12 protein-coding genes are annotated in these 20,272 nt (G+C 61.2%); 4 read left to right on the forward strand and 8 right to left on the reverse strand.

The genetic code is table 11. From position 1 onward, the window contains the following. Positions 1-39: 39 nt before the first annotated feature. Positions 40-915, reverse strand: a complete 876-nt coding sequence (gene pdxY, locus OLZ32_RS33365) for a pyridoxal kinase PdxY (protein WP_003544009.1) — start codon at positions 913-915, stop codon at positions 40-42. A gap of 276 nt (positions 916-1,191) precedes the next feature. Between pdxY and OLZ32_RS33370 the strand changes: the two genes are divergently transcribed. Both OLZ32_RS33370 and OLZ32_RS33375 read left to right on the forward strand, forming a co-directional pair. Then, positions 1,192-5,970 (forward strand): NAD-glutamate dehydrogenase, encoded by a 4,779-nt coding sequence (locus tag OLZ32_RS33370; RefSeq protein WP_264424583.1) that lies wholly within the window; start codon positions 1,192-1,194, stop codon positions 5,968-5,970. Between the two features lie 27 nt (positions 5,971-5,997). Then, entirely contained in the window at positions 5,998-7,386 is a 1,389-nt protein-coding gene (locus OLZ32_RS33375) for an MFS transporter (protein ID WP_017989848.1), read from the forward strand. A gap of 43 nt (positions 7,387-7,429) precedes the next feature. Here OLZ32_RS33375 and purH read toward each other — a convergent pair whose 3' ends face one another. The 4 genes from purH to htpX form a co-directional block, all read right to left on the reverse strand. Continuing rightward, positions 7,430-9,046 (reverse strand): bifunctional phosphoribosylaminoimidazolecarboxamide formyltransferase/IMP cyclohydrolase, encoded by a 1,617-nt coding sequence (gene purH, locus OLZ32_RS33380; protein WP_264424585.1) that lies wholly within the window; start codon positions 9,044-9,046, stop codon positions 7,430-7,432. Positions 9,047-9,252: 206 nt separating this feature from the next. Then, on the reverse strand, positions 9,253-10,926 hold the full coding sequence (locus OLZ32_RS33385; RefSeq protein WP_032987346.1) for a heparinase II/III family protein: 1,674 nt from the start codon (positions 10,924-10,926) through the stop codon (positions 9,253-9,255). A 216-nt stretch (positions 10,927-11,142) separates the two neighbouring features. Further along, positions 11,143-12,531, reverse strand: a complete 1,389-nt coding sequence (locus OLZ32_RS33390; RefSeq protein ID WP_264424587.1) for an RsmB/NOP family class I SAM-dependent RNA methyltransferase — start codon at positions 12,529-12,531, stop codon at positions 11,143-11,145. After that, a complete protein-coding gene (htpX, locus tag OLZ32_RS33395; protein WP_264424589.1) occupies positions 12,522-13,484 on the reverse strand; it encodes a zinc metalloprotease HtpX in 963 nt (320 codons plus the stop codon). The genes OLZ32_RS33390 and htpX overlap by 10 nt, the downstream gene beginning before the upstream one ends. Positions 13,485-13,595: 111 nt before the next feature. Here htpX and OLZ32_RS33400 point away from each other — a divergent pair, with 111 nt between their 5' ends. Then, positions 13,596-13,820 carry a DUF1674 domain-containing protein gene (locus OLZ32_RS33400; protein ID WP_003544018.1) on the forward strand — a complete coding sequence of 75 codons (225 nt, stop codon included), beginning with the start codon at positions 13,596-13,598 and terminating at the stop codon, positions 13,818-13,820. A 322-nt stretch (positions 13,821-14,142) separates the two neighbouring features. Here OLZ32_RS33400 and acs read toward each other — a convergent pair whose 3' ends face one another. Beyond that, a complete protein-coding gene (gene acs, locus OLZ32_RS33405) occupies positions 14,143-16,098 on the reverse strand; it encodes an acetate--CoA ligase (RefSeq protein WP_003544020.1) in 1,956 nt (651 codons plus the stop codon). A gap of 249 nt (positions 16,099-16,347) precedes the next feature. Between acs and OLZ32_RS33410 the strand changes: the two genes are divergently transcribed. Then, positions 16,348-17,052: a DUF1013 domain-containing protein gene (locus OLZ32_RS33410; RefSeq protein WP_003544022.1), complete on the forward strand. Its 705-nt coding sequence runs from the start codon at positions 16,348-16,350 to the stop codon at positions 17,050-17,052. 80 nt (positions 17,053-17,132) lie between these two features. Here OLZ32_RS33410 and OLZ32_RS33415 read toward each other — a convergent pair whose 3' ends face one another. Next, complete coding sequence (locus OLZ32_RS33415) at positions 17,133-18,068, reverse strand: flagellin N-terminal helical domain-containing protein (RefSeq protein WP_003544024.1); 936 nt, start codon at positions 18,066-18,068, stop codon at positions 17,133-17,135. Between the two features lie 256 nt (positions 18,069-18,324). Then, positions 18,325-20,235: a propionyl-CoA synthetase gene (locus OLZ32_RS33420; protein WP_026160060.1), complete on the reverse strand. Its 1,911-nt coding sequence runs from the start codon at positions 20,233-20,235 to the stop codon at positions 18,325-18,327. Positions 20,236-20,272: the final 37 nt, after the last annotated feature.

Raw genomic sequence — 20,272 nt, forward strand, 5'->3', positions numbered from 1 at the left:
CAACTGCTGCACCGCAAAATGAACGCATTGGCAAATGCGTCATTTTTTCCGCCGCTGCGCCGGGTGCACGAGCCGGCGCATCTGCACCATGGCCATCGGCGTCGAAAGACTGGAAGCATCGCTTGCCAGCATCAACTCGTTACTCCCGCGCTTGACGGCACGCGCAAGCACCTCGAAGACGCTGGCGGTGGCAAGCTGCAGCGCCTTTTCGTCTTCGATCCCGGAAAGCAGGCGTGACAGGAAGACGGCAGCGATGAGGTCGCCGAGACCATTCGGCGGGTTGTCGACGACGCGATGCTCCGCAAGAAGGGCGTGACGGCCGGAAAGATAGAGATTGCCGGTACCGCCCGCCATCATCGGTACCGCTGAAGTGACGAGCATGCGCGATGGTCCGAGCGCGAGCGCCGCCTCCATGATCGCAGTGTTGTCTTCGAGGGCTGCCCCCGAAAGCCATGCGAGCTCGTAGCGGTTCGGCGTCGCGAGCGAGGCGAGCGGAATGAGATGGTCGCGAATGGCCTCAGCGGTCGCTTCCGGCACGTAAAGGCCGCCGAGATCGCCCATGACGGGATCGCAGACATAGAGCAGCTCGGGATTGTTTTGCCTGAGCGCACTGATCAGCCGGGCGACGGAGCGCGCCTGGGCGGCATTGCCGAAATAGCCCGAAAGCACCGCCTTGACTTCGCCGATCCAGGGCGAGCGGATCAGATCGTCGATCGCCGCGTCGAAATCCGTTTCGGCAAAAGTCAGCCGCGTCGAGCGGCCGTGGCCGGGATGCCAGGGCAGCACGATCGTCGGCAGGGCCCAGACCGGATGACCGAGCGTCTCCAGCGCAAAGACGGCTGCCCGATTTCCCACCGAGCCGCGCACCACATGGCTGGAAATGACGATGACTGCGCCCGCTGCATTTTCCGACATGATATCCAAGATCCGAATGATGACCGCGTTTGATGATCTTTTTGACGCCACGCTGTCAACCATTCTTCATGCGGGCGTGGAAATGTTCGCCGGAACGAGAAGCCGGAAGCCGGGACTTTCCCTTTCATTTGGCGACGAAAGCGGAAAATCTCTTACGATTTCTCGTTTCCAGCGCCAAAAAAGCGTCAAAACAATCCTTCGGACCTCTCTTTTCGAGATTTTTTCGAAGAATCTTCTGCTAGCTTGCGAAAAATCAGACATTGAGGGAGGCGATCCATGGCTGCCAGAAACAATCCGAAACGGGAAAAGCAGATCGAAAGCGCGCGCAAGATCGCCAAGGCGACGGGCGAGACGCATCTCGATCCGGAAATTCTCTTCGGCCGGGCAAGCAATGACGATCTCGACCTCTATACGCCGGAAATGCTGGCGCTCTCCGCGGTGCATTCGGCAAAGGAACTCGCCGCCTGGAACGGCAAGGCGCCCCGCGTCGGCATCGACACGATTACCGATGTGACGCCTGATGGCATCGCCGTCTCGGTGCTTTCAGTCACCGACCGGAACATGCCTTTTCTGTTTGAATCGGTCATGGGCGAAGTGACGAGCACCTATCGCGACCTGTTCATGGCCGTGCATCCCATCCTGGTCATGGAAAAGGGCAAGGCGCCGGCGCTTTATTCCGCCGATCACCCGAGCGATCCGGCCAACCGCGTCAGCCATATCCAGCTTCATATTGCGCCGCTCAATTCCACCCAGGCCGCCGATCTCGTCAAACGCATCGAAAAAGTGCTCGAACAGGTCCGCCTCTCGGTGTCCGATTGGAAGCCGATGCTTTCCAAGATCGACGGAGTGATCGCAGAGCTTGCGGCCAATGGCGCCAGCCGGAAGAAGGCCGATCGCGACGAAGCCGTCGCTTTCCTGACCTGGCTGCGCGATGAGAATTTCACTTTCCTCGGCATGCGGGAATATGTCTATTCCGGCAAAGGGACCGAAGCCAAAGTCGAACGCGACAAGGGTGCTGGCCTCGGCATTCTTTCCAATCCCGATGTTCTCGTGCTGCGCACCGGCAAGGATGCGGTGACGACGACACCTGAGATCCTTGCCTTCCTCGACGGCCCCGACTTCCTGATCGTCACCAAGGCGAATGTGAAATCGATCGTCCATCGCCGGGCCTATATGGATTATGTCGGCGTCAAGCGCTTCGACGCCGACGGCAACGTCACCGGCGAACTGCGCATCGTCGGTCTTTTCACCTCGACGGCCTATACCTCGCTCGCCTCGGAAATCCCGCTGCTGCGTTCCAAGATCGAGAAGGTGAAGGAGCATTTCGGCTTCGACCCGATGAGCCATTCCGGCCGCATGCTCGACAATACGCTGGAATCCTATCCGCGCGACGACCTTTTCCAGATCGACACGACGCTGCTTGCAAATTTCGCCGAACAAATCAACGACTTGGGCGATCGGCCGCGCGTGCGCGTCCTGCCGCGCATCGACCATTTCGACCGCTTCGTCTCAGTGATCGTCTACGTGCCGCGCGAGGAATACGACTCGATCGTCCGAGAGCGGATCGGCACCTATCTGAAGACCGTCTATGATGGCCGAGTCTCCGCCTATTACCCGGCTTTCCCGGAAGGCGGCGTGGCGCGCGTGCATTTCATCATCGGCCGCTCCGGCGGCAAGACGCCACGCATTCCACAAGCAAAGCTCGAGCAGGTGATCCGCGAGATCACCGCCCGTTGGGACGACCGTTTCGAGGCGCTGGCAGGCGTCAAGGCGCCGAAGATATCCGTCGACCAAGCCTTCCAGGATTCTTTCACGCCGGAGGAAACCGTGGCCGACCTCGCCGATATCGGTGCCTGCGCCGCCGGCGAACCGCTACGCATACAGTTTTACCACCGTCAGGAAGAAGAACAGGGCCGCATCCTTTCCTTGAAGATCTTCCACGCCGACGGCCAGCTGGCGCTGTCGCGCCGCGTGCCGCTTCTCGAGAATCTCGGCTTCAACGTCGTCAGTGAACGCACCTTCGATATCGGTGTGCCGGTCGCCGATGGAGAAAAGAAACTCGTCGTGCTGCACGATATGGAGCTCGAGGCCCGCAATGGCGGCGAGATCGATCTGCAGCGTTACGGCGCCGCCCTCGAGGAAGGCTTCGTCGCCGCTTTCGCCGGCACGATCGACAATGACAGCTTCAACCGGCTGATCCTTTCGGCCGGGCTCTCGGCGCGCGAGACGAACGTGTTGCGCGCCTATGCGCGTTATCTCCGCCAGGCCGGCATCCCCTATTCGCAGGATTATATTGCGACGACGCTCGACAAATATCCCGGTGTTGCCGCCGCCATCTTCCGTCTCTTCCATGACACGCTCGACACCAGGCTTTCCGAGAAAGCTCGCGTCAAGAAGCTTGCCGAACTGCACCAGGCGATCGAGACTGAACTTGCCAACGTGCCGAGCCTCGACGACGACCGTATCCTGCGCCGCTACGTCAATATCGTCGATGCGACCCTGCGCACCAATTATTTCCAGAAGAACCCGGACGGCTCGCCGAAGCCGATGCTGGCCTTCAAGCTTGATCCGCACTTGGTCGACGGTCTGCCGGAGCCGAAGCCCTTCCGCGAGATGTTCGTCTACGGCGTCGAAGTCGAGGGCGTGCACCTGCGCTTCGGCAAGGTGGCGCGCGGCGGCCTGCGCTGGTCGGACCGCGCCGAGGATTACCGCACCGAAGTGCTCGGCCTCGTCAAGGCCCAGCAGGTGAAGAACGCGGTCATCGTGCCGGTCGGCGCCAAAGGCGGCTTCTATCCGAAGAAGCTTCCTGTCAGCGGCAGCCGCGACGAGACCTTCAATGCCGGTCGCGAGGCTTACAAAACCTATATCCGAACGCTGCTTTCGATCACCGACAATATATCGGGCGCCGACATCGTCCCGCCGAAGGACACGGTCAGGCTCGATGGCGACGATCCCTATTTCGTCGTCGCCGCCGACAAGGGCACGGCGACCTTTTCCGATACCGCCAACGCGCTGGCGCAGGAAGCCGGCTTCTGGCTGGACGACGCCTTCGCGTCCGGCGGCTCGGCCGGCTACGACCATAAGAAGATGGGCATCACCGCCCGCGGCGCCTGGGAAACAGTAAAACGCCATTTCCGTGAGATGGACATCGATATCCAGACGACGCCCTTCACCGTCGCCGGCGTCGGCGATATGTCGGGCGATGTCTTCGGCAACGGCATGCTGCTTTCTCCCAAGATCCGGCTCATTGCCGCCTTCGATCACCGCGACATCGTCATCGATCCCGATCCCGATATGGAAAAGACGCTGACCGAACGCCAGCGACTCTTCGACCTGCCGCGTTCGAGCTGGCAGGACTTCGACAAAGGCGTGCTGTCGAAGGGCGCGATGATCATTTCCCGCTCGGCGAAATCGGTGACGCTGACGCCGGAAGCGGTTGCCGCGATCGGCATCGACAAGGCCGTGGCGACGCCCTTCGAGATCATGACGGCGATCCTGAAGAGCCCGGTCGACCTGCTCTGGTTCGGCGGCATCGGCACCTATGTGAAAGCCTCGTCCGAAACAGACACCGAAGTCGGCGACCGCGCCAACGACCCGATCCGCATCACGGCGGCGGAGGTGCGCGCCAAGGTGATCGGCGAGGGCGCAAACCTCGGCGTCACCCAGAAGGGCCGCATCGCCTACGGTCTGAAGGGTGGGCGCTGCAACTCCGACGCCATCGACAACTCGGCCGGCGTCAATACCTCGGACGTCGAGGTCAATATCAAGATCGCGCTGGCAGCCGCCATGCATGACGGGCGCCTGACGCGCGTAAAACGCGATCAGCTTCTTTCTTCGATGACCAGCGAAGTGGCGACCCTGGTTCTGCGCAACAACTACCTGCAGTCGCTGGCAATCTCACTGACGGAACGCAAGGGGACGGCAAATGGCCTGGAGCTTGGCCGCTTCATGAGCGTGCTCGAGGGCGCCGGCCAGCTGAACCGCAAGGTCGAGACGCTGCCGGACGACCAGACCCTGGCCGAACGCTATGCGGCCGGCAAGCCGTTGACGCGGCCGGAAATCGGCGTGCTGGTGTCTTATGCCAAAATCGTGCTCTTCGATGCACTGGCCGCAAGCGACCTGCCTGATGATCCCTATTTCATCGCAACGCTTTTGAATTACTTCCCCGTGAAGATGCAGAAGTCGAACGCCGGCGATATCGCCGGCCACCGCCTGAAGCGCGAAATCGTTGCGACCGTGCTTGCCAACGAAGCGATCAATCGTGGCGGGCCGAGCTTCACCGTCGCCATGATGGACGCGACGGCGGCGTCGGCACCGGAAGTGGTGCGCGCCGCAATCGTCGCGAGAGACGGTTTCGACCTGACCCGCCTGTGGGCCGAGACGGACGCCCTGGACGGCAAGATATCAGGCGATCTGCAGAACCGCATCTACGAGGAGATCAGCCACAGCTTTATCGTGCTGACGCGCCTGCTGCTGAAAACAGGCATGACCAAGGCCGATATGGTGGAAGTGATTAGCCGGCTTCAGGCAGCCCTGAAGAAGCTGAAAACCGCCTTCGCCGGACAGGTGGCCGGCGAGGTCGCCGTGCGCCAGGCGGAGTACAGCCAGGCGGGCCTGCCCGAAAAACTCGCCGCCGACATCGCCAGCCTCCCGATCTTCGCACTGGTGCCGGAGATCATGCAGATCGCCGAGCGCACCGGCGAACCCCTGGTACGCGCCGCCGAGAACTACATCGCCGTGTCGCAGACCTTCCGTATCGGCAGGCTGCTGGCGGCGGGAGGGCGGATCCTCACCTCAGACCATTACGAGAATCTGGCGCTTGCCCGCAGCATCGACCAGATTGCCAGCGCAAGGCGCGACATCGTCATCTCGGCCCTTTCCGATCACGGCAAGGAAAAGCTGCCCGTTCAAGCCTGGCATGCACAGGATCGTATCCGCATCAACCGTATCCTCGAGGAGCTTTCAAGCCTCAGCGATGGTGGCGATCCCAATCTCGCGCGTATTACCGTTGCTGCAGGTATCCTGACCGATCTTGCGCGCGACCGGGCGAGGTGAGACAGTCCGCGTCAAAACAAGGAGCGGATGTTGAATCGCATTGACTGGACAGGAACGCGACCGCCGAAGGCCACGGAGAAGGGCATCTGGGGGTGGATGTTCTTCGACTGGGCAGCACAGCCCTTCTTTACCGTCGTCACAACCTTTATCTTCGGACCCTATTTCGTTTCCCGCCTGACCGATGACCCGGTTTCCGCGCAGACGACGTGGAGCAACATGGCGACGATCTCCTCGGTGATTATCGCCCTGCTCTCACCCGTTCTCGGCTCGATCGCCGACCAATCCGGCGCACGCAAACCCTGGATCGGCTTCTTCGCAATCATCAAGATCGCCAGCCTCTCCTGCCTGTGGTTTGCCGCCCCCGGTTCACCTGTTGTCTATCCCGTCATTTTCATGATCCTCGCCTCGATCTCGGCCGAGTTTTCGATCGTCTTCAATGATTCGATGATGCCGCGCCTGGTCGGCAAGCACGAGGTCGGCAAGCTCTCCAACACCGCCTGGGGGCTCGGTTACCTCGGCGGCATCATCGTGCTCATTGCCGTCGTGACGCTTTTGGCCGCGAGCCCTGAGAGCGGCAAGACCGTCCTCGGCCTCGATCCCCTGTTCGGCCTCGATCCTGCGACCGGCCAGGATGCACGCATCACCGGGCCGATCTCGGCCGTCTGGTATCTGATCTTTATCCTGCCGATGTTCTTCTTCACGCCCGATGTCGGCAAGGGTCTTCCCTTCGGCGCCGCGGTGCGCTCCGGCTTGCGGGAACTCAAAAACACGCTTGGCGAACTCAGAGAGCGCCGCGGCATCCTGACATTCCTCATCGCCCGCATGATCTATCAGGACGGCGTCAACGGCCTGCTGATCCTGGGCGGTATCTTCGCGGCCGGCATGTTCGGCTGGGCGACGATCGAGATCGGTATCTACGGCATCATCCTGAATGTCATTGCGATCTTCGGCTGCCTGATCGCCGGCCGCATCGACAAGGGCGTCGGTTCGAAGGTGACCGTCGTCATCAGCCTCACGATGCTGCTTCTCGCCACCATAGGCATCATTTCGACAGGACCGGGCTACACCCTGTTCGGATTAATGCCGCTGCCGACAGCCGATTCCGGCGGCCTCTTCGGCACGGTGGCGGAAAAGGCCTATATCCTTTATGGCCTGCTGATCGGGCTCGCCTTCGGGCCGGTGCAGGCCTCGTCACGCTCCTATCTCGCCCGCAGCGTCAACATCGAGGAAGCCGGCCGCTACTTCGGCATCTACGCGCTTTCGGGGCGCGCCACCAGCTTCATGGCGACGCTGCTCTTCTCGCTGGTGACCTATATGAGCGGATCACCGCGGCTTGGAATGGCAACGCTGATCCTGTTCCTCGCCGGCGGGTTGATACTCCTGATCCGCACGCCCTATCCGGCCGATCGCGCATAGGGACGAACCTCGAGGAAGAGCGCCGGCCACCGCCGGCACCCGATCAATGCCGGAAATGGCGCATGCCGGTAAAGACCATTGCGACGCCGTGTTCGTTGGCGGCATCGATGACTTCCTGGTCGCGCATCGAGCCGCCCGGCTGAATAACCGCCATCGCCCCTGCGGCGATCATCGACAGAAGACCGTCGGCAAAAGGCAGGAAAGCCTCGGAGGCGACCGCCGAGCCATGCGTCATCGGCACTGCGAGGCCGAGCGCCTTGGCGGCCTCTTCGGCTTTCAGCGCAGCGATGCGGGCGGAATCGACGCGGCTCATCTGGCCGGCGCCGATACCGGCGGTCTGTCCGTCCTTGGCATAGACCACGGCATTCGATTTCACATGTTTGCCGACCTTGAAGGCGAACTTCATGTCATCCAGTTCCTGCGCCGTCGGCGCACGTTTGGTCACGACCTTGAGCTCGAGATCCTCGACCATGCCGTTGTCGCGGCTCTGGACGAGCAGGCCGCCGGAAACGGTCTTTGCCGTCAGGCCCGCGGCACGCGGATCGGGCAGGCCACCGGCAGACAACAATCGTAGGTTCGGTTTGCGGGCGACGATCGCCTTCGCCTCCTCCGTGACATCCGGCGCGATAATCACTTCGGTGAAGAGCTTGACGATCTCTTCGGCCGTTTCGGCATCCAGCGTCTGGTTGAGCGCGATGATGCCGCCGAAGGCAGAAACGGAATCGCAGGCGAGCGCCCGCCGATAGGCCTCGACCAGACTCGATCCGGTGGCGACGCCGCAGGGATTGGCGTGCTTGATGATCGCGCAGGCCGGCGCCTTCTCCGGCAGGAACTCGGCGACGAGCTCGTAGGCCGCATCGGTATCGTTGATATTGTTGTAGGAGAGCTGCTTGCCCTGGAGAAGAGCGGCCGTCGAAACACCCGGACGCTTCTCGCCGGTCACATAGAAGGCGGCCTTCTGGTGCGGGTTTTCGCCGTAACGCATCTCTTCCTTCAGCGCACCGCCGATGACCCGGTGGCGCGGCGTGTCAATCGATAGCGCCTCGGCGAACCAGTTAGAGATCATTGCATCATAGGCGGCGGTGCGGGCATAGGCCTTGGCGGCCATGCGCTGGCGGAAGGCATAGGCGGTCTTGCCGTCATCTGCGGAAAGCTGCTCCAGCAGCTCGGCATAATCGGCCGGATCGGTCAGGGTCGTCACATAGGCATGGTTCTTGGCCGATGCGCGGATCATCGCCGGACCGCCGATATCGATATTCTCGACGGTCGTCGGATAGTCGCCGCCGGCCGCGCGCACCTCCTCGAAGGGATAGAGGTTGATGACGGCGAGGTCGATACCCTCGATGCCGTGTGTTTTCATCGCTTCCTGGTGTTCGCTGTCGTCACGGATCGCCAGCAGGCCGCCATGCACCGTCGGATGCAGCGTCTTCACACGTCCATCCATGATCTCCGGAAAACCGGTGATTTCGGAAACATCGGTGACGGCAAGACCGGCAGCGGTGATCGCTTTAAACGTGCCGCCGGTCGAAAGCAGGCGCACACCTCTGGCAGACAAGGCGTGGGCGAGGTCGACGATCCCGGTCTTGTCGAAGACGGAGATGAGCGCGGTCTTGATTTCGACCTTGTCGGGGGCGGGGATCTTCTTGGAAATGACGGCCATGAAACCTTCTCCGTTCGGGCTTCGGGAGGACATCCGCAAGGGATGTTCGCATGCTGGCGCCGCGTTAGCACAGCTTTGCCGCCGCGCAAACAGGCGTCAGCGCATGACGCCAAAAAGCACGAGCCATTTTTGGACGGCATCGTACTCTCTTCCTTGCTGTGGATGCGATCCCGATCTTAGGCCGCTCGGCTCAAATTCATCCGCTTCTAGCCTTTGCGGGACAAAAACCAGCGGATTTCCGTCTTCTCGGCAAGATCGAAATCGATCTCGATCTGGTCCGAGCCGCAGATGCCGGAGCTGTCGGCAAAGAAAATGTCCTCGGCAATCAGCACTTCATTGCCGGGCGCGGAAAACAGCCAGCTTTCGCCGTCCGGCGCCGTCAGCAGCACGGACTCACCATCACTCTGATGCAGGACGATCGAAGGATGGATATGAAAACGGGCGACGGCCTTCAGCGGCTCGTCACTCTCATATCCTTCGCGGACGACGAGCCGGTCGCAGCCGGTCACGATCGAACCTGCGGCATTGAGTGTCAGCTCACGCTCGTGCAGCACCCCGAACACCCTGAGATAACCGTCATGGCTGAGCTTGATGCCGTCGCGTCCGTCCTCCGTTTCGGCACGCTCGACAGTAATTGTCCTCACCGGTTCGGTGATTGCGTGGTTCAGGAAGGGCGAGGGCGAAAAACGGCTGGACGAGGTGTCGTTGAGGATAACGGTCGAATGCGCCGCCGTTGTGCGCGCCATCTGGACATAGCGGTGCCCGGCAAATTTCGGCGAACCGGAATTGACGATGAAGCGATGGCGACCGGACGACATCTCGAAGGAGAGGCTGCCCGCATGCGCAGTCCGAAGCGCGCCGCCCGAAGGCGGCGTGCCGGTATCTGCTATGATCACCGTCTTGCCCCCCGAAAGCCGCTGATAACGCGAATGCGGTAAAGCCTTGAACGGCTGACCGGCTGTCTCGTCATATCGCAGCACGGACATCAGCTCGTTTGCAAGCGTCGATGTCGCCCCGTTGAAGAGCGCCAGGTCCCCGTCCTGATGGCGAAAGAACCGCAATGCCGGATAGATGCGGTCTATGCCGGAGATCAGCTTCTGCGGCAGCTCATGACCGAGATTGACATAGGTCTGCCTGAGCGGCAGCAGATCGAGCAGCAATTCCAGCCCGACGCGCGGATTGCGCGACACATGGCCGCCATCCGGGAGAATCTGGCTATCGAATTCGCGATCGAGCGCCTGCGCCGCCCTTCTGAGCGTAGAGGCGCGCGCCGGCATGGCGACGGAGGCCATGGCCAGCGCGATGCGCAGCCGAAACAGCTCCAGGCCGCCGAGAGTAAACGGCGCCATCCGATGCAGGAACCGTACCTGGAACGCCAGCGACTTCATGAAGCGGCGATAAAAGCCGCGGTCGGCATTCTGCAGTACCACCGGCGAATGCGACAGCCAGGCGATAACGCGTTGGGCGGTGACGTCGGTTTCCCAGGCAATCCCCTCCATTCGACCGGCATGGATGGAAAGCCAGCTGTCGACGATCGCGCGGGCGGCAGCCGAACTGCGCTCCGTCTTGTTCGCCCGCATATGCCGCAGCCAGCCGAAGCTGTGAAGACGGATCGCGAAGGGCCGTGAGGGCAGGGTGAAGGTGAAGGGCGACTTTTCGTTGGTTTCCAGCATGCGCCCGGCCAGGAGAAACCGTCCGTTGAGGATCTCGTCGGCCACATGCGGATCGATGCTGCGCAGATCGGTCGGCGCGACGATCAGACGCTCGGGCACTTTGATCGAATGACGAAAGAGTTTCAGGCGCAGCAACGCGACGCGGCGCAAGGCGCGCCGCCAAGCCTCCCGAACATACATGCTCGCAAAACGCCGACCGGACTGCATATTCTATTGTCTATTGACCCTCGTGGTTAAGAATAGGTGAAAAGCGGCCGATTTCATCGTCCACAATGAATTAATTCGTGACAAGGTTCGAATATACGCAAATTAACGCGTTTCACCTGAAATCATGCCGGCGGCTTTGGAGAACGGCATGCGTGACACGAGGCTATGAAGCACCTCGTATAATCAAGGCGCGCCGCGAGCGCTCACGCCTTGCAATCAGGCCAGGCGCCGCAGCACCGCCGCATAAAAGCCGTCGAGGCCGGAGCCGATGCCGTCAGGCATTTTCAGCATGGTGGGAAGTGTGCGGAACTCGCCGAGTGGCGTGATCGCCGCCTCAAGGCCTGGCCAGTCACCGGCGCCGATCGGAACGCGTTCGACCGCATCCGTATCGGAAAGAACACGGGCGACGACGTCCTCACCCTCGACAGGATCGAGCGAACAATTCGAAAAAACCAGCGTGCCGCCCGGCTTCAGCAATGTCAGCGCATGACGCAGCAGCCGTTCCTGCAGCGCCGCCAGCCTGGCGATATCCTCAGGCCCCTTGGTCCACAACACGTCAGGGTGCCGGCGTGTCGTGCCGGTAGAAGAGCAAGGAGCATCGAGCAGGATCGCATCGAAACGCTCCGTCGGCCCGAATGTCGTCAGATCTGCCGCAATCGTCTCCGCCTTGAGGCCGAGCCGGTCGAGATTCGACCGCAGCCGTCTCAGCCGATTCTCCGACTGGTCGAGTGCGGTGACTGCGCCGCCGGCAAGGATGAGCTGCGCCGTCTTGCCGCCGGGCGCGGCACAGAGATCGGCGGTGCGTCTGCCTGAGAGATCGCCGAAAAGCTTGGCCGGTATGCTTGCCGCCGCATCCTGCACCCACCACGCGCCCTCGTCGAAGCCCTCGAGCGAGGGGATGCCGCCGTCAAAGGCGGCGAGACGAATACCGCCCGTGGGCAAAACAACGCCGTTCAGCCGCTTCGCCCAGCCTTCGGGATCGGACTTGACGGTCAGATCGATTGCCGCCGGTTCGAGCTGGGATTCCGAAATCGCCAGCGCCGCGTCCCGGCCATAGGCCTTTTCCAGCCTGGCGATGAACCAGGCCGGCATCGGCGAGACCTTGCCGATGTCGGTAAGCACCTGCTCCTTCTCGCGGCCGAGCCGGCGGAGGATGGCATTGACCAGCTTGGCAAAACGACGATTGCGCGGATCCTGATTGGCCTGCTCGACGGCGAGATCGACGGCCGAATGATCCGGCACGTCGAGATAGAGGATCTGTGCTGCCCCGATTGCGAGCACGTGATGCAGCGCCCTTGCGCCCTCCGGCAGCGGCGAATCCAGCAGCCCGGCAATCGCGGCATCGATGCGCGGCAGATGGCGCAGCGTCGCGTTCAGGATGGCGCGGACGAGCGCCCGGTCGCTTTCGCCGAGCGCCCTATAGGCCGGATTGCCGTGTTCATGATCGAGAGCGCCGTCGAGCGGCAGTTTGCGGTCGACGACGGCAGCAAGAATTTTTGCCGCCGCGGCCCGGGCCTGCAGGCCGGGCTTTGCCGGAGCAGATCGCTCGGTGGAGGGCCTATGCTTGCGGAATGGCTTCTTCGTGCCGTCTGAATTCAAGACCACGGACCTTTTGGCGGTTGCGAACCACCGCGACCAAGACCCGTATCCGGAACAGAGCGCGATTTGCGCGACGGATTAGCAGCACGAGCTGGCGACGTCGAGACATTCATGCCGCTTTGCGCCATGTCGTGCAGCGCGGCGATGCGGTTTTCCGTGTTCGGATGCGTGGAAAACAGGTTGTCCATGCGCTCGCCGGAGAGCGGATTGATGATGAACATATGCGCTGTCGCCGGGTTGCGCTCGGCATCTGCGTTCGGCACGTGGGCAGCACCGCGCGCGATCTTGCCGAGTGCCGAAGCGAGCCAGAGAGGATTGCCGCAGATCTCGGCGCCGCGGCGGTCGGCTGAATATTCGCGCGTGCGGCTGATCGCCATCTGCACCAGCATGGCGGCGAGCGGTGCCACGATCATCCCGACGATGACGCCGACGAAGCCGAGGGGATTGCTGTTGTTGTCACGATTGCCGCCGAAGAAGAAGGCGAAGTTGCCGAGCATAGAGATCGCGCCGGCAAGCGTTGCCGTGATCGTCATCGTCAGCGTGTCGCGGTTCTGGATATGGGCCAGTTCATGCGCCATCACGCCTGCGACCTCCTCGGCAGACAAGGCGCTGAGCAGGCCGGTCGAGGCGGCGACGGCGGCATTGGCGGGATTGCGGCCGGTGGCGAAGGCATTCGGCTGCGGGCTGTCGTAGAGATAGACCTTCGGCATCGGCAAGCCGGCATTGCGGGCGAGATCGCGCACGATCCGGAAGAATTCCGGCGCATTGCGCTCGTCGACCTGCTGCGCCCGATAGGCCGACAGCACCATCCGGTCGGAATTCCAGTAGGAGAAGAAATTCATGCCGGCGGCAATGACGAATGCGATCATCATGCCGGCCCGACCGCCGATCAGGAAGCCGACAAACATGAAAAGCGCCGTCATGAAGGCAAGCAACATGGCAGTGCGAACGAGGTTCATTGCGGATCTCCATCTCCGATTTCGGCGTCACAAGCTTTCAATCCCGACACCGGCGCATTATAATTTGGTTGTTCATCAGCCATTTTCAATATTTCCGGCAGGAGACGGCCCATGCAGGACGCCGATAACGACAACAGCGAAACGCCGATGGCCGAGGGATCCGAGCCGCCGCGCAAGATGCTGTCCCCGGCTGCCAGACGCGCCCTTGCCGAAGCCGAAGAGCGGCGAAAGAACCAGAAGTCGCTGGAGCTGCCGCCGGAGATCGGCGGCCGCGGCGGAGCCGAGCCGGCGCGCTTCGGCGATTACGAAATCAATGGCAGGGCGATCGATTTCTAAGCCAATATTCCTATGGTTCCCCTGGTCGCAGCAGACGATGAAGGTATGTGCGCATGCGCGATATAGATCCCCCGCATGTACGGGGACGGCAAGCAGGCCTGGATGCGCGCCATGCGCTGAGAGCAGATCAGGCCGAGAATCCGGCTAACGACATTTTGCCGACAGGTATTTGGCCGCATTCTGACGGGCGTGACTTCGCCGGCAATCTTCTCTCCAGGGCTTCGCCCCTGGATATGCTGGAGGCCGCAAACCACGCAGCAACAATGCGCAAGCAAAGTGAGCCGCCCAGGAGACTCCGAACGGGCTGGAGCGGCTCGATCGATCAGGCGGTCGCCTTGTTCTGCCGGTTGGCGATAAGATCGTCGACGACTGCCGGATCGGCAAGGGTCGAAGTGTCGCCGAGAGCACCGAAATCGTCTTCGGCGATCTTGCGCAGGATGCGGCGCATGATCTTGCCGGAGCGGGTCTTCGGCAGGCCGGGCGCGAACTGGATCTTGTCGGGTGCGGCGATCGGGCCGATTTCGGCCCGCACATGTTTCACCAGTTCCTGGCGAAGCGTGTCCGATCCCTCGTGGCCGGACATCAGCGTCACATAGCAATAAATGCCCTGGCCCTTGATCGGATGCGGGTAACCGACGACTGCGGCTTCCGAAACCAGATTGTGCGAGACGAGGGCGGATTCCACCTCCGCCGTGCCGAGCCGGTGGCCGGAGACGTTCAGCACGTCGTCGACGCGGCCGGTGATCCAGTAGTACCCGTCAGCATCGCGCCGGCAGCCATCGCCGGTGAAATACTTGCCCTTGTATGTGGAGAAATAGGTCTGGATGAAGCGCTCGTGATCGCCATAGACCGTGCGCATCTGGCCCGGCCAGCTGTCGGTGATGCAGAGATTGCCATCGGCCGCGCCTTCCAGCACCTTGCCCTCATTGTCGACCAGCTGCGGCTTGATGCCGAAGAACGGGGTCGTCGCCGAACCGGGTTTCAGATCGGTGGCGCCAGGCAGCGGCGTGATCATATGGCCGCCGGTTTCCGTCTGCCACCACGTATCAATGACGGGGCAGCGCTTGTCGCCGACAACATTGTAATACCATTCCCAGGCCTCTGGATTGATCGGCTCGCCGACCGTGCCGAGCAGGCGCAGCGACGAGCGCGAGGCGCGAGTGACGAAGTCGTCACCAGCACCCATCAGCGAGCGGATCGCCGTCGGCGCGGTATAGAAGATGTTGACCTTGTGCTTGTCGATGACTTCCCAGAAACGGCCCTGATCCGGGAAATTCGGCACGCCCTCGAACATCAGCGTCGTCGCGCAGTTCGCAAGCGGCCCGTAGACGATATAGGAATGGCCGGTCACCCAGCCGACATCGGCCGTACACCAGTAGACATCGCCGTCGTGATAATCGAAGACATATTCATGCGTCATCGCTGCATAGACGAGATAACCGGCGGTCGTGTGTAGCACGCCCTTCGGTTTGCCGGTCGAGCCTGACGTATAAAGAATGAAGAGCGGATCTTCCGCCTTCATCTTCACCGGCGGGCATTCCGCCTTCACCGTGGCAATTTCTTGGTGATACCAGAGATCGCGGCCGGGAGCCCAGCCGGTCTTGCCGCCGGTGCGGCGAACGACCAGCACCTTGGTGACATTGACATACTGGCGAGCGGCGATATGGATCGCCGTATCGGTATTGTCCTTCAGCGGCACCGGCTTGCCGCCGCGCACGCCTTCGTCACAGGTAATGACGAAGGTGGATTCGCAGTCGACGATACGCCCCGCCAGGGCCTCCGGCGAGAAACCGCCGAAGACGACCGAATGCACCGCGCCGATGCGGGCGCAGGCGAGCATCGCATAGGCGGCTTCTGGAATCATCGGCATGTAGATGGTGACGCGATCGCCCTTCTTGACGCCGTGCTTCTTCAAGACGTTCGCCATCCGGCAGACATACTCGTAGAGCTCGTTATAGGTGACCTTCTTATCGACATAGGGGTTGTCGCCCTCCCAGATGATCGCCACCTGGTCGCCATTGGTTTTCAGATGGCGGTCGATACAATTATAGGAGACGTTTGTCTGACCGTCCTCGAACCACTTGATCGAAACCTTGCCGGTAAAGGAAGTGTTCTTGACCTTGGTATAGGGCTTGAACCAGTCGATCCGCTTGCCGTGCTTGCCCCAGAACTTGTCCGGGTTCTCGACGCTTTCCTCGTACCATTTCAGGTACTTTTCCTTATCGATCAGGGCGCGCGCCTTCACCGGCTTCGTGACCGGATAGATCTTCTCCGACATGCAACTCCTCCTCATGGGATATGCGACGGGCCGCGTCAGCTAGGTAGTGGCCCGGACTGAAATCACGGCAATTCATAAATCACGGCAATTCATAGCAGTTCGCACCGCCACGGCAATTAGACGAAGGTCATTTCATTTCGGAAGAATTGCAATTCTGCGACAGTGCGGTTATATAGCGCCATATTTCCCGGACATTGTGGTGACAATCCACGGACCGCGACCGGCGCGGACGATAGAAGGACTATATCCATGGCTCAAACACTGCTCATGCCGAAGGCGACCGCCATTTGGCTCGTCGACAATACGGCACTGTCTTTCGATCAGATCGCGCAGTTCTGCAAACTGCATCCGCTCGAAGTCAAGGCGATCGCCGACGGCGAAGCGGCGCAAGGCATCAAGGGCCTCGACCCGATCTCGACAGGACAGCTTTCCCGCGACGAGATTGCCCGCGCCGAGGCCAATCCGAACCACAAGCTGAAGCTTTCCGAACCGAAGGTGCGGGTGCCGGAATCCAAGCGCCGCGGTCCGCGTTATACGCCGGTTTCCAAGCGTCAGGATCGCCCGAACGCCATTCTCTGGCTGGTTCGCAACCATCCGGAGCTGAAGGACGCGCAGATTTCCCGCCTGGTCGGCACAACGAAATCGACGATCGAGCAGATCCGCGAGCGCACCCACTGGAACTCCGCCAACCTGGCGCCGATGGATCCGGTAACACTCGGCCTCTGCAGCCAGATCGATCTCGACATGGAAGTGGAAAAGGCCTCCAAGGGCCGTCCGCTGCCGACCGCTGCCGAGCTGGGCGCGACGCTGCAATCGGCACAGGAGACCGAACGCCTGAGCCCGAGCTACGAGCGCGAGGAGGAAAAGGAAAAGGAAATCGACGCCGATGCCGTCTTCCGCAAGCTGAGTTCGCTGCGCTCGGCGCCGAAGGACGAGGACGACGATCAGTACTGAAGTATCAGTGATTTCATGAAAAAACCCCGCCGGTATGAGCTGACCGGCGGGGTTTTTTGTTGCGGATGGCCTGTTTCGGATTAGCTGCGGAACAGGGTGAGAATGTTCTGCGCCGAACTGTTGGCGATCGAGAGCGACTGGATGGCGAGCTGCTGCTGCGTCTGCAACGCCGAGAGCCTGCTCGATTCTTCTTCCATATCGGCATCGACCAGGCGACCGACGCCGGAATCGATCGAATCGTGCAGACCGCTGACGAATGTTTCCTGCAGCTGGATACGGGTCGAGATCGAGCCCAATGCCGAGCCGGCGGCGGTCATAGCGCCGAGAACCAGTTCGACGCCGGTCAGGGCTGCGTCAAGCTGACCCTGGGTGAAACCGGTGATGTCGAGATCATATATCGACGCCATGACGATGACGGTGCTCCCATAGGTTCCGTTGAAGGCCGTGCCGATGATACCGCTGGACGTCTCGATTGCACCGGTGCTCGTCATGCCGAAAAGCACGTTTCCAAGCGAGCCCGAATCGAGCACGTAGTCCGTCATCTTGACGGAGACGGCATTGCTGCCGTCGCGGACGAAGGACGAGACGACGCTCTTCGTGCCGGAGGCGCCGGCAACCCAGTTTTCGCCGGAGAAGGACGCCGATTGGGCGATGCTGAGCAGCTGCTCCTGCAGCTGGTCGAGTTCTTGCTGGATCTTCGTCTTGTCGACGCCCTTTTCGGTGGCAGCGACGATCTTGGCCTTGATGTCGCTGACGACATCGAGCGCACTGTCCATGGCTGAATAGGCGGTATCGACCTTCGCTGCGCCGAGCCCGAGCGCGTCGGAGACGGCGGAAAGCGCCATGTTGTCGGACCGCATGGTCGTCGCAATCGACCAGTAAGCGGCGTTGTCGGCCGCTTTTTCCACACGATAGCCCGATGAAACGCGACCTTGGGTGTCCTTGAGGCTATCGTTTACGCCGCGCAAAGTCTGCAGCGCTGCCATAGCAGCGTTGTTGGTGAGGATGCTTGTCATGATCCGTTCCACAATCGTTGAGAAAGGGGCAATCCGGACTACAGCGCCGCCCGTCTTTCAGACGCGCAAAGGACGCCGTAGCACTTCAGCTGCTGCATAATTTTGTCCTTAAATCGATTCCGATTTAAAGAATTATGCAGTAGGCCGGTAACGGCGACCGCGTCATGCAAAGCCTGCTATGCAAGCCATTGCCGTTAACAAATGCTTGCAACAACATGGTTAACAATTCTTAAATTAGGCTTACCGAAAGTCTAATTCACATCGGTAAGGAGCCAAAACCGCGTCCGCGCAGCGACTCGGCAATTTCCTCTAAAATCGTTGGATCATCGATGGTTGCAGGCATTTTCCAGGGTATGCCATCGGCAATCTTCTGCATCGTGCCGCGCAGGATTTTGCCTGAGCGTGTCTTCGGCAACCGGTTAACGGTGATGGCCGTCTTGAAGGCGGCGACAGGCCCAATCGAATCACGAATCATCGCCACGACCTCTGATTCGATCGCCGTCACGTCACGGGAAACATGTCGTTTCAGCACCAGGAAACCGCAGGGCGCCTGACCCTTCAGTGCATCGATCACGCCGATGACTGCGCATTCTGCGACATCGGGATGACGTGCACAGACCTCCTCCATCGCCCCTGTCGAGAGCCGATGCCCGGCGCAATTGATGATGTCGTCGGTGCGCGACATGATGAAGAGATAGCCGTCCTCATCGACATAGCCGGCATCGGCCGTCTTGTAATAGCCGGGAAACTCATCGAGATAGGCCGAGCGAAAACGCTCGTCGGCGTTCCAGAGGGTCGGCAGGCAGCCGGGCGGCAGGGGCAGCTTCACGACGATATTGCCGAGTGTTCCCGCCTCGATCGGATGACCGGCATCGTCCAGCACCGCAATATCGTAGCCGGGCATCGGCAGCGCCGGCGACCCGTGCTTGATGGGAAGGGCGCCGAGACCGAGCGGATTTGCGGCGATCGGCCAGCCGGTCTCCGTCTGCCACCAATGATCGATGACAGGTATGCCGAGCATGCGCTCGGCCCATTTCAACGTCTCCGGATCCGCTCTCTCGCCGGCTAGAAACAGTGCGCGCAAATCCGGCATGGGATATTGGCGCATCAGTTCACCGTCACCATCCTCCCGCCGGATGGCGCGGAATGCCGTCGGGGCGGTGAACAGCACCCGCACCTTATACTCCGAAACGATGCGCCAGAATGTGCCGGCATCCGGAGTGCCGACCGGTTTTCCCTCGAAGATCAGAGTGGTTACGCCTGATAGCAGCGGGGCATAGACGATATAGGAATGCCCGACGACCCAGCCGATATCCGAAGCCGTCCAGAAGACCTCGCCCGGCTTCAAGCCGTAGATATTCCGCATCGACCAGTTGAGCGCGACCATATGGCCGCCATTGTCGCGCACGACACCCTTCGGTTGGCCCGTCGTGCCCGAGGTATAGAGGATGTAGAGCGGATCGGTCGCCTTGACGGAGACACAGGCGATCTCATCGCCGCGATGCTGCGCCACCGCCACCTCGAAATCCTGATCTCGACCGCTGACGAGATCTGCCCGTAGCTCCGGCCGCTGCAGCACCAGACAGCGCTCCGGCTTCGAACGCGCGATCGCAATCGCCTGATCGACCAGTGGCTTGTAGGCGACGATGCGACCAGGCTCGAGCCCGCAGCTCGCGGTGATCACCAGCTTCGCACCGCAATCGTCGATGCGCGCCGCAAGTTCGCTGGCGGCGAACCCGCCGAAAACGACGGAGTGAACCGCACCGATGCGGGCGCAGGCGAGCATCGAAAAGACCGCCTCCGGCACCATCGGCATATAAAGGATGACGCGATCGCCTTTGCCGATGCCGCGCTCGACCAGTGCTGCTGCGATGGCCATCACCTCCCGAAGCACTTCATCATAGGTGAAACGGCGCTTCTCGCCGTTCATTGCGCTGTCGAAGATGACCGCTGTCTCGCCGCCGCGGCCGGCAGCCACATGCCGGTCCAGGCAATTGTGGCATGTATTGGTTTCCGCGTCTGAGTACCAACGGCCATAGACACCGTCATTGGGTGAAAAAATCCGCTCTGGCGGCTTGAACCAGTCGATGTCACTGGCCGCTTCGCGCCAGAAGGCTTCGGGATCGCGTTTCCAGGCCGCATAGGCCTGATGATAGCCGTTCCGCATCTGCTCCTCCCCAGGACATGCAAACCTCGATATCAAT

This window comes from Rhizobium acaciae (assembly GCF_025941625.1).
Classification (GTDB): domain Bacteria; phylum Pseudomonadota; class Alphaproteobacteria; order Rhizobiales; family Rhizobiaceae; genus Rhizobium; species Rhizobium acaciae.